The organism is Tenacibaculum sp. DPLXC6 (genome assembly GCF_056815515.1).
Genome location: NZ_CP141806.1, coordinates 240884 through 256962 on the forward strand (window position 1 = coordinate 240884; position 16079 = coordinate 256962).

General features: G+C 30.2%; 10 protein-coding genes. 7 read left to right on the top strand and 3 right to left on the bottom strand.

From position 1 onward, the window contains the following. Nucleotides 1-3 precede the first annotated feature (3 nt). From VCM48_RS01110 to VCM48_RS01140, 7 genes are read left to right on the top strand one after another with little or no spacing between them, the layout of a single operon-like run. Nucleotides 4-5616 carry a fibronectin type III domain-containing protein gene (locus VCM48_RS01110; protein WP_482271296.1) on the top strand — a complete coding sequence of 1871 codons (5613 nt, stop codon included), beginning with the start codon at nucleotides 4-6 and terminating at the stop codon, nucleotides 5614-5616. Further along, nucleotides 5616-6173: a hypothetical protein gene (locus VCM48_RS01115; protein WP_482271297.1), complete on the top strand. Its 558-nt coding sequence runs from the start codon at nucleotides 5616-5618 to the stop codon at nucleotides 6171-6173. Before VCM48_RS01110 ends, VCM48_RS01115 begins: the two co-directional genes overlap by 1 nt. After that, entirely contained in the window at nucleotides 6170-7294 is a 1125-nt protein-coding gene (locus VCM48_RS01120) for a hypothetical protein (RefSeq protein ID WP_482271298.1), read from the top strand. Before VCM48_RS01115 ends, VCM48_RS01120 begins: the two co-directional genes overlap by 4 nt. A 7-nt stretch (nucleotides 7295-7301) precedes the next feature. Further along, nucleotides 7302-8429, top strand: coding sequence for an endonuclease V (locus VCM48_RS01125; protein ID WP_482271299.1), 1128 nt, complete (start codon nucleotides 7302-7304; stop codon nucleotides 8427-8429). A gap of 4 nt (nucleotides 8430-8433) precedes the next feature. Further along, nucleotides 8434-9102, top strand: coding sequence for a deoxyribonuclease V (nfi, locus tag VCM48_RS01130; protein ID WP_482271300.1), 669 nt, complete (start codon nucleotides 8434-8436; stop codon nucleotides 9100-9102). A 55-nt stretch (nucleotides 9103-9157) separates the two neighbouring features. Further along, the gene (locus VCM48_RS01135) at nucleotides 9158-10546 is read left to right on the top strand and encodes a hypothetical protein (protein WP_482271301.1); all 1389 of its coding nucleotides are present in this window, start codon (nucleotides 9158-9160) and stop codon (nucleotides 10544-10546) included. A gap of 19 nt (nucleotides 10547-10565) precedes the next feature. Then, a complete protein-coding gene (locus tag VCM48_RS01140; protein WP_482271302.1) occupies nucleotides 10566-12944 on the top strand; it encodes a TonB-dependent receptor in 2379 nt (792 codons plus the stop codon). A gap of 211 nt (nucleotides 12945-13155) precedes the next feature. Here VCM48_RS01140 and VCM48_RS01145 read toward each other — a convergent pair whose 3' ends face one another. The 3 genes from VCM48_RS01145 to VCM48_RS01155 all read right to left on the bottom strand — a co-directional run bounded on the left by VCM48_RS01145 (nucleotide 13156) and on the right by VCM48_RS01155 (nucleotide 16056). Next, complete coding sequence (locus tag VCM48_RS01145) at nucleotides 13156-14052, bottom strand: leucine-rich repeat domain-containing protein (RefSeq protein WP_482271303.1); 897 nt, start codon at nucleotides 14050-14052, stop codon at nucleotides 13156-13158. Nucleotides 14053-14238: 186 nt separating this feature from the next. Continuing rightward, complete coding sequence (locus VCM48_RS01150) at nucleotides 14239-15234, bottom strand: metal-dependent hydrolase (RefSeq protein WP_482271304.1); 996 nt, start codon at nucleotides 15232-15234, stop codon at nucleotides 14239-14241. Nucleotides 15235-15258: 24 nt separating this feature from the next. Further along, nucleotides 15259-16056: a hypothetical protein gene (locus tag VCM48_RS01155; protein ID WP_482271305.1), complete on the bottom strand. Its 798-nt coding sequence runs from the start codon at nucleotides 16054-16056 to the stop codon at nucleotides 15259-15261. Nucleotides 16057-16079: the final 23 nt, after the last annotated feature.

The window sequence follows — 16079 nt, forward strand, 5'->3', positions numbered from 1 at the left end:
CAGATGAAAATCAAGCCAAACGATAGCAATATATTTAAGAAAATAGCGGTACTTTTTACTGTATTTATAAGTACGGTACTATATTCGCAAACCTATCCCGTACAAGTTACTCCACAGTTAATACCTCCGTATAGTTTAAAAATGTCAGACTATGCTACAACGACGAGTGAAAAATTATATACAAACATCTTATTAACCGATGTAAATGAAGTAGGGCGTAGGATACGATTAAAAATGTATATAGAAGGACAAGGGCTTTCTATTACTACACAAGATGTAATTGCAGGAGAAACACCTATATATGTTGATGGAGGAATAAATTTAAGACTCTCTAACTTAGATTTACAGGCTTATTTTCAATTAAATAATTTAGTAGGAATCACGCCAGGGCAGTACAATGCACCGTTACCGAATGGAGGATATGATTTTTGTTTTGAAGTATACGATTATTTTACTAATAGAAAATTATCGGCTAAAAGTTGTACCACAGTATATTTATTACAAAACGATCCACCTATCTTAAATTTACCGTTTAAAGATAACATTGTAAACGCAACCAATCCGCAAAATATATTATTTACTTGGACTCCTCGCCATAGTAATGTAAGCAATGTACAGTATGAGTTTACGTTAAAAGAACTGTGGGATGTACAAAATCCGCAAGCTAACTTTTTAGCATCAGTTCCGTTTTATCAAACAACTACGTATAGTACAACATTATTAGTAGGACCCGAAGCTCCACAACTATTATCGGGGAAAATTTACGGATGGCAAGTTCGTGCTTTTGTAAGTGACGGAATTAATGAAACCTCTGTATTTAAAAATGATGGAAATAGTGAAATTTTTTGGTTTAAATATTTAGAAGATTGTCAACCACCAAGCTTTGTTATTTCACAAGCATTAACAGCAGAGTCAGTGCAGGTGAATTGGCAAAGTTCAGAACATTTACGCTATAGAATTCAGTATCGTAAAAAAGGATTTGGAGATGATGATTGGTTTGAGGTAAATAGCTATACCAATGAAGGTAAAATACGCAATTTAGAACCTGCTACCGTGTACGAATTTCGTGTAGGAGGAGAGTGTACTCAGTTATCAGGATTTGCCTATTCAAATATTCAAGAGTTTACCACACCAAGTAACGATGAAGCTGCATATTACAATTGTGGATTAACCCCACAAATTAATATTACAAACAAAGAGCTTTTACCAAAATTAGGTATCAATGAAACTTTCACTGCAGGAGACTTTCCTGTAACTACACGTGAAGTAACAGGAAGTAATGGTACGTTTAGCGGTTGGGGGTATATTACACTTCCTTTCTTAGAAAATTTAAAAGAAATTATTGATGCAGCAAACATAGCCACAGGAGGAAAAGTTAATATAGGTAAATACACACGTATTAAAGTAGTATTTGAAAACGTTCAGGTAAACAGTAGTTATGAGCTTATAGAAGGGGTTGTAGAAACTGATTATGATCCTGAATGGGGAGGGATTATAGATACTGATGAAATTATAGATGACATTGGTGGAGATAGAGGAAATATAGAAAATTTTGATGCAACCAATACAGATATAAAGGATGTAAAAGTTGATGAAAACGGAAACGTAGTAATTATACCTGAAGAAGGAGATCCAATACCAATTGAAACAGGAAAACCTGTTACAATCACAGATAAAAATGGAGATCAATGGACAGTACACGAAGATGGTAAAGTAACCGAAGGTAAAGCTGCTGAAGGAGGCACACCTACAGCAGATAATACAGAAGGAATTTCAAGTGCTGGAAATGTAAAACAAATTTCTTCTAAAGATGTTCGAGTAACATTTACTCCATCAGGATATTACGGAACAGACACTTATCAAGACCATATACAATCAGACAAGTATAAAAGTGAATATGAATTTATCAAGACACATGATAACAAAGACTATTCAGTTTTATATAAGTTGTTGAGCGACTTACCAGAACATAAAACAGATATTATAAAAGCTACTGTAAACTTTAGTAATGGAAAAACTAAAAATGATATTGTTTTTAAAACGAAAGAAGGAACAGCAATAAATCCAACTTGGTCGGGTAACGAGGCTACTTTACCATTACAAAGAAAATTTGAGTTTGCAAAAGAAGAAATTTTAGCTACGGTAAAACCTAAAGATTCTACAGGGAAATTTACGGTTGCAGGAAAACTGAATGTATGGCATGCCCAACAACAAACCATTAATTTAACCTTAGTTTCTGTAGATGGAGCTTCAGTTAGTAATGTAGGAGATAGAATTAACGAAATATACAATAAAGCAGGGATACATTTTAATATTAAGACAGAAAGTATCAATCTTAACTTAGGTAGTTTAGATGTAGGTGATAGCGATATGTTATCTAATTATACTGAAGGAGAAAAAAGTATTATAAGTACTTTTAAAAATGGAAGAACCATAGCCAAGGATCAATACTATATGTTCTTTTTAGATAAAGAGATAACAACCTTATCTAAAGATTTAGATGGCTTTATGCCGTTAAAGCGTCAGTTTGGTTTTGTGTTTACACAGCAAGATGCAGGTCGTGTTGCAGCACACGAATTAGGGCATGGGATTTTTGGGTTAAAGCATCCGTTTGATCAGTACGATGCCGAAGAAGATCGTAATGAAAACCATTACTTAATGAGTTATGGAACAGGTATAGCTTTTAGCCATATGGATTGGCAAAAACTACATGCACCGGGTATACAGTTATATTGGTTCCAAGGAGATGAAACTGGGGAGAGCACAAAAGTTAAATCGATACCAGAAGAATTTAAAAATCCTGATGGGACTTATACTTTTATGACGCTTAATGGTAGTTATATAACACTACCAAATACGGCAAGTGATTTTATGTTTTCTACAGGTTTAGACAAAATGGAAACATTTATTGATTATCCAGCTGGCGCTTTAATAAGTTTCAAAATAGGCGAAAAAAAATATAGAGTAGATGTTAGTAGAAAAGCTGAAGAAAGCCAAAGTATAGTCATTGACGATTTAACTTTTACATACAAAGGATTTGAATATAAAGGTGAAAAGTATAATAAATATTCAGGGAGTGTAATTATGTTAACTCCTTTTTATAAAAATATCTATACAAAAGGAATAGTAACAGGAGGTAGTTATGGGTATTCACTTAATAAAAGAAAAATTGAGCTTGAGTTTGTTGAAGGTAACTCATTTAATTTGATAAAAAACTATGATAAAATTCAAAAAATTTATGGAGCAGAAATAGAAAAATCAAAACATTACGCTTATACCTCTAAAGCTTTTCCTCATCAATATGAGCTAAATGTAAACTTGATGAATGAAGTGATAAAAGAAGGGAGTTGGACTCAAAGACATGCAATAGTTATTAAATATGGAATATTAAACAATGCTCAACCAGAAATATTTAAAAAGGCTGTAAAAAAACATTTTAATAAAGATTATTCAGTAGTTTTTAAAGATAATGACTTACAGAGTTTATTAGATGGTTATATACCTGTAATTAACCTAATGAAATCTGAGTCTAAAGGGGCACTTGAAGAGTTTTATAACATAGTAAGAAACCACAATAAAGGTATTAGTGTGGTAAAAGCTTATGTATATGATTTGTACAAGATAATCTCAAAATTATCATCTGAACAGATTGGTAACATTGAGATGAATGATAGAAAAGTAGCTTTTAAAATATTATTAGGTCAAGAGGATAATAAATATATTTTTAGCTCACTGGTAAAAAATATTACAAGCATTGATAGATACGAAAACGAAATTCTTAGATTAGTTAAGTTTGTTTCTGATAAAGAAATAGATAACTTAATTAATTACCTTGAAGAAGGAGTTAATAATAAGGTGGATAAAGACCATTTATGGCACTTTGCTTTTCATAAATTAGATGATGCAACTTTCTTCTGGAATAAAGACAACCGAAGAAATTTCATTAGAATTTTAACAAATCACTATTATAAATCTCAAAGGTATAAAAATGAACTTCAGAAATTTAAAAATTGGGATGAATGGAAAGAAAATGGAAATTCTATAGCATTAAGAGAATTAAAAAGAAGAGAAATTGTAGGAGATTATCAGAGTATTTATGAGAGATCTTGGAATCAGTTAAAAATAAATAACCCTGTATTATTTAGTAGTTTTAGTCCTGCAAAATCATATACTAAATATGATGCAGATTATGAAAAAACAAATGGAAAAATAAATGTAGAGAAGAACTACAGTTTAGGGTTTATGTATAATACTAAGGATGAGTTTACCATGGCTCCGTTCGATTTAATGTATTATCGTAACCAATCTACACTAGCTAATTTAAGAGACTATAACACTAAAAAATTAATACCATTACCAGCAATAGTATTGTATTATGATGATAATGTTCAAGCTTTACAAACAACGGGTGACGCAATACAATTAAGTGTAGATTTAGCTACGTTGGCCATTCCTGGAGGCCAGCTAGATAAAGTTGGTAGGGTACTTTACTTGTTAGATAAAGCTAGTTCAGTGGCTAGTATAAGTAGCGAAGTACTTAAAAATGAAAACCCAGAAGCATCTAAACTATTGAATGTCTTAAGTATTGCTTTTGGAGTAGCAGATTTGACAAACATAACAAAAGCCAATTCTGTTAAAAAACTAAATAATTCTTTAGAAGAGAACTTTAATGATTTTAAAAATGCTTTAGAAGAGATAGAAAAAGCACAACCAGAAACGATAGCTAAATTAACTGATGTTAATAAAAAAGGGGTAAAAAGAGCAATTATCATTGAATCTCAGGCATTAAAAGATGCTGGTAAAACTGTTGATGAAGCAAAAATCAATTCAATATTAAAAAAGATTGATGCTGCAGATGCTGTTTTTGATATCACTAAATCCTATAAAGGGGTTAAATTTGATGAATTCGTAAAAAATACATGGTGGGGGCCTACAGAAATTGATACTAAAATAAAAGAAGAAGTATTTAGACTGTGGACAAAAATAGATGGAGATAGTGATAGTGGAGTTAGTGAGTTGTATAACTATATGAAACAAAATAAAGTAAACCTAGATGCAGATAATAAGACACCATGGCCGCCTTTTAATGGTTTCTTAAAAAATCCAGAGACATTAAATGGAGAAGATATCGTTAAAGGAAAGATAGATTTCACCTTAGGAAAAGAGTTTGATGGGATATATGATAGATTCCAAACTCCTAGGGTTTTAGAAAATGGAGATGTTCAAAGTATAGAAACTCTTGGAGGGGGATTTGCAAGTCCTGTATTTAAAGGGGAATATAATAAAATAGATATTCCTTATACATATGACTCTAGAGCTCTTTTAGATAATATTCAAGAAGGCACAGTGTATATTAAGTTTAGAGTAAAAGACCCTGAAGGATTAACGTTTAAGTATGGTGAAGCAATACCATGGAAAAATAGAACAGAAGATAAACTTCAAGGAATGGCAATGCAAGTACAAATAGATGGTATTAAGTTTCATAGTGATGGATTTAAAGACAAATATGATATTGTTCAAAAGTCAATCTATCGTAATGGTAAATGGGAAAAGATTACAGAAGACGTGAGTAAAAAAGTTGATGATATTATGGGGAATCTTAAAAAATGTGATTAATGAAATTAATAGATAAATTTTTCTATTCCACTTGGAATCCGTATACAAGAGAAAAAGTTTTTAAAGGAGAAACTGTTTTAAGAAGAGAATTAGAACGACCTAGTATAGAATTCAATAACACAGATTCGAAAAGAATTGTAGTATCTAATTTTAGATTCCATAATTCTATTCCATCTAAAGAAAAAGTATATGGTGGAGTTTTATATCAAAATGACTATTATTCACAGTTGAAATTTAACGAAGAAGAAGTGTTGTTTTTAGCTAATAATTATGGATTAATGTGTAAAGAAACTGATGGTAATAAATCACTTTCAATACCCAAAGAATATTATAATGAAATAGGAAAAAAAAATATAGATGATGAACCATATATAAATTTTAAGTTTCTAGAGGACAATGATAATAATGAGTACTTAATTATTTCATTTATAAGATATCCATTAGCATACCCAGAAAGAGCAAAAGATCAAACAGACCCTTTTCTTACCTATATTCATGGAATATGGGAAAAACCATTATTAACAGATGAAATTATAGATAAAATTAAAAAATCATGAAAAAGCTTTTATTAATAGTAGGACTTTTATTAGTTACATATTCAAGTTTTTCTCAGTGTTGGGTTGAAGATTTAAAAAACGATCTGTATGCTAAAGAAGCAAGAGAAAATGGATTTTTAGATTTTTTTGAGACGGACAATCTTAAAAAAAAGGAAGCGTATAAAATTTTACATACCGAAGCTAACGATTTAAAAAATAATATAGAAGAACTATCTTTAGTATCTAAAAATTTAGATGAAATTAAAGGAGTCGGGGGGTATGTTAAGTGGAAAGAGCAATTAGATTTTTTTAATAAATTAAATACTCAATTAAAAGGAAAGTTTAAAACCTTAACTAGTTCACAGAAAACAAAATTTGTTAGTGATTTTAAAGACTTAGATGAGTTAGCCTTAATTGATTTAGCAAATGAAAGTGTATTTAAGGGGTGGTTAAACCATAGAGATGAAATAGCTAATTTAAGATATGAAATTTATTCTAATAAAGATTTAAATAGCATAGAAAGTACAGTCCAGGGGAATGCTCACTTAGAAAAACTTTACGAAGCAGTTAGAAATGCAGATGAACCGAGTAAAACAGAAAAGGTTCAAGTTGCTGTAAAACATAAAAATCATGAACATTTAATTGAAGTAAAGACTAACTATAAACCAGGGGAAGGAGCTGATAATAAGGTTAGTTTAGAAGGAGAGATTAGTCCGGAGAAGGGGACTTTATTTGACGATTTTTATTCAGGTAAGACTGATAATAGCATACACCCTATTTTTAAACAGAAAGCTGATTATATTAATTTCTTGAGAAGACATTACAACAATAGATTAAAGAATAATAAAGAGAGTTTTTTAAAATTAATAGATAAAAGAATTGTAAATTCTGTTTCAAATAAATCTGAATTTAGTGCAAAAATTCATAATGCTAATTTTGCTGGGGCACACGGAGAAATTAGAAGTTTGAGTGCTTTGTTGTTTAAACTAGAAAAAGAAATGGGTTTTGCAAGAGGTACATTTCCAAGAAGTCGTTTAGGAGAAATAGATATGATTGTCAGAACGAGAAAGGGAAAAATTATGCAACGTTGTCCATGTTGTTTTTATTTAACACAAGGAGTTAATGTAATAGGAAGTAAATAAGAACAAGATGGAAGAAGAAATACAATATTATTGGTATAAGCGGAAAGATGTAGTGGACAGATATCCTGTAGAAGGTAACGAGACAGACGAACAATTAACAGTAGAGGGAGAATTATTTTCTGGGGTTTTAATTGAAAGAGTTAAGACAGAATATGGATTCTACAGGTTTAAAAAATGTTATTATATCAAGGGAGAAAGAGAGTTAATAATATCAAAACGAGAAGATAAAAAATATATAAGTTATTTAACTTTTTATGCTGGTTGGTTAGAGAATGGATATTCAATTGGTTATGGGAGAGAGAAACCTGAATTAGCTTATTCAGTCTATGAGATGGGAGCATTAATTCATAATGTGGATATAAATATTTATAATGATAAGATGATGTTCGAAGAATGGCAAGATTTTAAAGATCCCGATACAGCACCATGTTATTCTGGCGATAGAAATATAATCCCTTATTACAATCTTCAAAGTGAGATTCAGAAAAGAACTATAAAAAAAGATTGTTTAAAAGAATCAGAAATAAGATATATAGCAGCAGTAGATGTAGGTTATGATGAACTTGATTTAAAAATGGTAGGTTCAGTCGTACTTTACGATTTAGAAAAATGTAGGGTTGTTGAAGAACAAATTGTAAGTCAAGATATTTTATTTAACTACTGTAATGATTTATTCTCTTACAGAGAAGTTCCTATGCTATTAAAAGCCTTTGCAAAAATTACTATTAGCCCTGATTTAATTTTATGTAAAGGTCATGGAATTGCACATCCTAGGCATGTTGGATTAGCAACACATTTGGGGGTTGAACTAGACTTACCTTCTATAGGTTGTGCTCGTGATAGAGTTTTGGGAATTTATGAAAATTTAGATAATGAAGCAGGGAGTTCAAAAGAAATAGTATGGAGAGGGAAAATAGTAGGTAATGCATTTAGGGTAAAGACTAATGAAAAACCTATCTTCATTTCAATTGGTCATAAAGTTAGTTTAGAAACAGCATGTAAATGGTCTTATAAATTACAACAAATAGAAAATAATGAAGACTTATTACCTTACCCTTTGCTTTTAGCAGAAAATTTAGTGGGTAAAAGTTTAGAGAATAGAACTCATATAGTATTTATAGAAACAGAAGTTTAGTATTATGGTCGAAAATAATAGTGATTATTCAGAGTATATTGAGTTGCAAGATAAAATGAAGGAGCAGGTAATAAAGGTTGATGAATTACCAAAAAATATTAGATACGTTGCAGGTGTAGATGTAGCTTATAATGAAGATAAAGAGTTAATGGTAGGGGCTGTTGTAGTTTTAAATATTGAGACCTTAGAAGTCATTGATGAAGCATTTCACATTATGAAAATTAAATTTCCATATGTACCTGGGTTATTCTCTTTTCGTGAAATACCGGCAATAAAAGAAGCTTACTTTAAGTTGCAAATAAAGCCTGATATTATAGTTTGTGATGCTCAAGGTATTGCACACCCAAAAGGTATAGGTATGGCTACTCATCTGGGAATAGAGCTCGATAAACCCACAATTGGTTGTGCTAAAAAAAGATTGATAGGAGTTTATAATAAAGAAGAGTTAGGTAGCATTAAAGGTAGTTATAAGTTTTTAAAAGAGGATAATAATATCATAGGTGCAGTTTTAAGGACTCAAACAGACATTAAGCCTATGTTTATTTCAATTGGTCATAAAGTTAGTTTAAATACAGCTATGGAATTATTAAATAAATTAACTCCTAATTATAGATTGCCAGAAACAACAAGAATGGCTGATCAATTGGTTAATAGTATTATTAAAGAGGTGTAAGTAACTTACATTTCTTAAGATAGTGTTTTGTGTAGTTTTGATAAAATTAAAAAAAATGAAAAAGAGATTATTTATACTACTATTATTTTATAGTTTTTTGGGGTTTGGGCAAGAATATAGTGTATGGCTTGCCAGTGTAGATTATATAGATATACGAAATTTATATTCACGTCATGGCTATGGTGTTCGATTAAGTACTTCTCCCAGAGGAGAAACCTCATCAACTCCCGTTGGAATACATGTAGCTTCAAGATCATCAGTTGGAGTAATGATAGGTGAAACTACGTTTCCGGTTGATTGCTACCTTTTGACTAATGAAGATATAAGTAAGTATGATTATTTAGCAGTAGTTTCTTCAAACACACGATGTATTGTGGAAAGAGTAATACAGTCGCGTTCAGAAATTAATAATGATTATGTTAATTGTTTTGTAATGTTGTTGCCTCACTATGTGCAGCCAGTTGATAACTCCAGAGCTTTCAGTGATTTTTTATTTAAAACAAAAGAAAACACATTTAATACAGATGAAGTTGTGAAAGTACCAGAAATTATATGGCAGTATGATTATGACGGCAAAGGATTTAAAGATTTTCCAGAAAGTATTAAACATAACTTTCCTATGAAAGCTACAGTTGGTGAAGTATTGGTTGATGAGAATTTAGAGGCAGGAAAAACATTTAGAGTAAAAGCTATTTTTGATAATTCAGTGTTAAAAAAAGGACTTTTAGAAATATCAGAACCAATGGTTTCAACTAACATTTTTAATTTTAACATTATTTCTTCTTCTCCAGAGTTAAAACAAAACCCACCAGTGTCTAAAAGTCCAAGTTGTAATTATAAAGCAGACGGAAGCCTAACATTGGACTTTAAAAGAGATTTATACACAACAGAAAAGTTGGCAGTTATTATATATCAACAGAACACAGAATCTGGAGAGTACGATATTATTTTAGATCAAAAACTTGATTTAGAATCTCTAGAGAAAATAAACGAAACTACCTATAGGTATCAATGGGCAAACAATTTACCTCATGGAACTTACAAACTTAAATATCAAACAGGAAAAAAAGGAGTTGGAATAAATCCCGAAGACATTTCTTGGTCAAATTTAGTTCCTGTAGAGTTTACTATTGAAGAAACAGCAAAAGTTGATTTCCAAGTAACAGGCTCAGCAGATCAAAATTGTTTTACGGTAAATGATGGGTATATAGATATTAGTGCGACAGGAGAAAGTAGTAGAACATTTTTATACCAACTAAAAAAAGATGATGTAATACAAGTTTTTAATGGCACGAATTGGGTTAATTATACAGGAAATAATGCTGATAATGAAACATGGTTTCCGTTTACGAATGCAAAGACAACAAGAATAAGTAATTTAAATAAAGGGGCATACAACGTAAAAGTTAAAGACTCAGAAGAGTGTTTAGCAAAACAGTTATAAAAAAGAAAAGAATATTTTAATGATTACAATGAGGGGGCAAACACTAAAAGTAGTAGTGTTTATTTTAAGCATATTTTTTGCTGAAAGTATAGTAGGGCAACAATTAGATTTTGAAAATATAGGAAGAGGAAAACCATTTAAAGTTAGCGGAAATATTGCTGCTAACTCAGTGTTTTATTCATCAAACCAAAATAGCGCGAGAGCACCATTTACCTATTTTTTACAAGGAAGCTTAAATTTTAATATTTATGAATTTTCAATTCCAGTAAGCTATAGTTTTTCGAATCAAGGAGGAGATTTAGAGTATCAGTTACCGTTTAGTTTCAATCGTTTGAGTTTACACCCTAAATATAGATGGATACAAGCTCATATTGGAGATGTGAGTATGAGTTTTTCACCATATACCTTAGCAGGTCATCAATTTACTGGAGGAGGGGTAGATTTAACTCCAAAAGGAAGCTTTACATTTTCAGCAATGTACGGGCGATTATTAAAAGCTACAGAAGATTCTGAAGATAACAGAACACAACCTGCTTTTAAACGTATAGGGTATGGGGCCAAAATAGGGTTTAAAAAAGAAAAATATAGTTTAGAGTTAATTGGTTTTTATGCAAAAGACAAGATAAATTCAATAAGTGCAGTACCAGAAGAAAAAAAGGTGCTACCTAAAGAAAATTTAGTGCTAAGCATGTCAGGAACTGTAACTGTAATAGATGGACTTCGTTTTAAAGGAGAATACGCTTCAACGGCTATTACACAAGATCTTAGAGCAGAAAAAGTAAGTCATAGTAGCGGAGTTGCAGGTTTATTGTTCAACAATAGAGCTTCAACAGAACATTACAAAGCATTTAAAACAGAAATGGAATATAGCTTTGATAAATATAGATTTGGAGTTGGGTATGAGCGTATAGACCCAGGATACCAAACATTAGGAGCATATTATTTTAATAATGATTTTGAAAATATTACACTGAATGGTAATACTACTTTATTTAATAATAAAATAAGTTTAGGATTCAATATAGGGTACCAACGAGACGATTTAGCAAATCAAAAAGAGACCAATACTAGTAGAACAGTTGGGAGTGTTAACGCAACATTTGCTATGAGTAAAAAAGTAAATATAACAGGAAGTTACTCCAACTTTTCTACTTACACTAATAATAAACTAGATCAGTTTGAAATTATAAATGATGATAATTTATTAGATAATCAAGCTGAGCGATTCAATTATAAACAGCTTTCTCAGAATGCCAATGTTAATGTGAGCTATATATTAGAAAACAGTAAAAATAGAAGACAAAATTTAAACACAAATTATTCGTTAGCAACGGTAGCAAATGCTGAAAATGGGATTGTACGTATAGGTAATGGTTCAACATTTCATAATTTTAATACCTCTTATACATTAGGATTACCACAAAGAAAAATAAACATAACCTCTGCTTTAAATACTACCTATAATACCATAGGAAGAGATGAGTCGTATACATGGGGACCAACAGTTGCTGTCAATAAAAAATTTCTAAAAGAGAAATTAAACACAACATTTAGCACTTCTTATAACCAAAATAATAGTAAAACAAATAAAGCAAGTGCCACAAATTTTAGATTAAATACAAATTATGTGTATAGAGAAAAGCATAATTTTAACTTAAGTGCTATTCAGTTATTTAGAAATACCTCTTTAAAGAATACTCAAGACTTAACAGTTACTTTCGGTTATAATTATGCTTTTGATTTATCTGCAAAAAAGAAGACTAAAGAAGAAAGAACTAGAGGTGTATTTAGTTTTTCTTATAAAGAACATATGTTTAAAGGAGAGCCTCATGAAATAACTCCAGAAGTATTAATAGTTGGGAAAGCAAAGAGATTTGAAGAGATAAAAAAAATAAATAAAATAGCAGATAAACTTTTGGTATTAGAACAAGAGTTAAAAGATGCTGAGCTAAAATCTAAAAATAAGTATAGGAAAAAAGCAATTGAGTATTTAAGTCATTTGCATAATAATCAAGACTATATAAATACATATTATGAATTAGCTTTTAAAGGACTTGAGAAGTTGTACCGTGATGCTAAAAGGGTAGAATGGTCGGTAGAGCAAAAATATAAAACAGCTTTATCAATGTATAATAAATCAAGCAGGAAGGATAGTAAAAAGATGCAATTGTTTTTTAACAAAAGAAAGTCAGCATACAAAGCAAATAAGTATATGTTAGAGCAGTTAGAAAACTTAAAGAAGGAAGATTTATACAAAGAAGATGGAGACTTTTATAAATTCAAGGATAGACACATAAATACTATTTTAACAATGCTAGAAGAGGGTAAAACGAACATGGAGGTTTCTATTTTTCTTGAAATAGCTTTTGCCAAAATGTATCATACACTAAGTGAATAAAGTGTAAAATGAAAGCAATTTAGATTAAAAGTATTGATTTGAGAATGTGTTTTTAATTACTAATAAAAAAGGTAATAATAGAAGGCTAATAGGTGTTCTAATTTTTTTTTAAAGAGAAACATTAGTTTTTACAAACCATTGGACTTCTATCATTATACCTTAATAATAAAAAAGAGAGAAAAGGTTAGGACATTATTATCATACAATTTTATTATTCACAGCTTGTGTTAAATTCTTGGTAGTCAGATTTAGAAAACATGGGAATATTTTGTCCATTATGTATCTTAATACAGAATAAGTCAGGATTTGCATTAACAGTTAAGCGACCCAAATTAACCAACCCACTTATATCGAGTGATGTAAGTAAATTACTGGAACAATATAATACTTCAATATTACTGTTAGATTTCAAGTCGATATTTTTAAGCTTGTTATCAGATAAAGCTAAAACTTCTAAAGCTTTATTAGCGGAAAAATCTACTTCCAAAATCTTATTATTTTGTGCTAAAATGGTTTTTAAGTTTACTGCCTTTTTAACATCTAAAGACACCAGGAAATTATCTCTAATATTTAAGGTTTCTAAATTAGGGTTGTCAATACTTAACGTTTCTAATGAATTATAATATAGACTTAACGATCTTAGATTAGTAGCATTTTTTAACCCAGTAATAGTTCTTAATTCATTTACATCAAGGTCTAACTTGATTAATTCTGTATTGTTACTCAAATCAATATTTTTAAGGTAATTACCAGCAAGCACCAAAGTATCTAACTGTTTATTAAACCTCAAATCTATTGTGGTTAAATTGTTTCCTGTTGCACGTAATTTTTTTAGATTAGTAAACCCTTCAATACCTGTTAGGTCTGTAATTATATCATCATTGGATGAGTTTAAATCGAGGCTGATAACTCCTAAAGCGTCACTTTTTAATAGTTGTTGGTTGATAATGCCATCAGAATCTATACCCAGATTGATTAGTTTAGTCTCAAATTGTGCATCTGGAATGTTTAAATATTTTTGCTCTTCAATATTGTCATCACTTGAACATGAAATAAATAGGGAACATGATATAAGAAGAAAGCTTAATTGTTTTAGGTAACGTTTCATAGGTAAGATTTTATTTTTTTTTGAGACAACAAAATTCGCGAATAAACTGTTTAGAAAAAATTAATTTAAGTTAATTTTTAAATAGTAAAATCAGTTGAAAAAAGCAAAAGTATTTTGTCTGAAATCTGAGTGATTTTGCTTTATACTGGAGCAGTAAATTTAAGATATATACTAGGAATTACTCAATTAATTTCCTTTAATTCTTTCCCATAAATCTGTTAATAATTGTTTTGCTTTTTCACGATTTCTAGGAACTTCATTAATAATAATTTCACCTTGTTTTTCAGCTATTTCAAAGCTAAAAGCAAACTGTTGAAAATTAGGAGCTACGCTTAAAAGCCCGAAACGAAGATCGTTTAAGTATAACATATTGTTTTTTTCAGAAACAGTATACCAACCTTTGGTAATTTTAATGAGTCGTTTTACTGAAGTATCATCTTTGTAATTACCCAATAAGTGATGATTTTTAGGATAAGAGTAGAACTCAATAGGTTTAGTGTCAAAAAATGAATAATAACCAATAAGGTAAGCATCTTCAGTTTCAACATTTGCTGACCATAAAATAGTATTAAAGGGTGTTGGTTTGGTTTCTATTTCTTTATAAGCTATTCCTTGTTCTTTTAAAGCATTGGCAAATTTAGTATAAGTAATTCCCTTGATAATAATGGTAATTGCCATATAAGAACTACTTACTATAAGACCTAAGTTGTTATATTTTCTTCTTTTTTTAGATCCTTTTGATTGAAACATTGCCATCAAAAGAAACACCAAAAAAGGTAGTGTATATATTGGATCGATAACAAAAATATTTTTGAAAGCTAACCGTATGTCTAAAGGCCAAAAAAGCTGAGTTCCCCAGGTAGTATGTGCATCGAGAATTGGGTGTGTAAAAAATCCCCAAAACATAAGTTGTGCCCATTCTTTTGTGGAGGCTTTTTTCTCATACAAGGAAATGAGCCAACCGAAAATCCACCCAAAAACAATTGCAAAAAAAACAGAGTGTGTAAAACCTCTGTGTATTTCAAGTGCTGTAACAGTGTCGAAAAACTTACCAATATACACATCCAAATCAGGTATAGTACCAGCGATAGCACCGTAGAGCATTGCTTTATTACCAACTTTTTTTCCTAATACAGCTTCTCCAACTGCTGCTCCAAGAACAATTTGTGTAAGTGAATCCATAAAGCAAAAATACTTATAAAACTACTAGTAAATAGAGTTATAATATTCGTCAACCCATTCCGTAGGATATTTATTATATAAGTTGTTAAGAAGTAGCTTATTTGCTTCGGAAGTTTTAAAATCTTTATAAAAACTACCAAGAACCCAAACTGTTTCTCTAGGTAAGTCTGTTTTATGATATTCTAAAAGAACTTGTTTTGAAGTTTTTGAAGAGTCAACTAATAGTAGAACCAATGCTCCAGCTGTTTCAAAATTAAATTGATTATAGAAAGGAGTCATTTTTTGACCCCTTTTTAAAAGTATAGGATTCTCTAAGAAAAGTGTTGCTTTTAGTTTTCTTCTTAGACTAGGATAACTTGTATAAGAGTTAACCTTGGTAACAAACTTTAAATTTTCTAAAAACTCATTATACTTTGTATTGTATAGGTTTTTTATGTCATTTAGTGATTTCACTCCAAAGAGTAAATATACCGTACTAGGTCTTAAAACATTAATATTATATCCCTCACCAAGAGATGATAGTGTTTTTTCAATTCCTTTTAGGAAAAGGGGATAATTGTTTTCTTTTACTTTTGTAATAATACCTAATCTAGAGGCGTGAAAATAAGCATCAACAATTTTTTGCTTGTCTATTCCTTTTAAAGCTTTTGTTAGTGTTGCATTAATATCATAATGACGATACGGGTAAAATTGACCTTGAAACTTATGGAGTAAAGCTTCGTTTTCACTTTCAACGAAATGGTCTATAATTTTACTTGTAGTAAGCTTTCCTATAGTTTGATATTTTTTTTCTTGTGACTGTATTATTATCTCTCTTTCCATTTATGAGATGTGTTTTATTAATT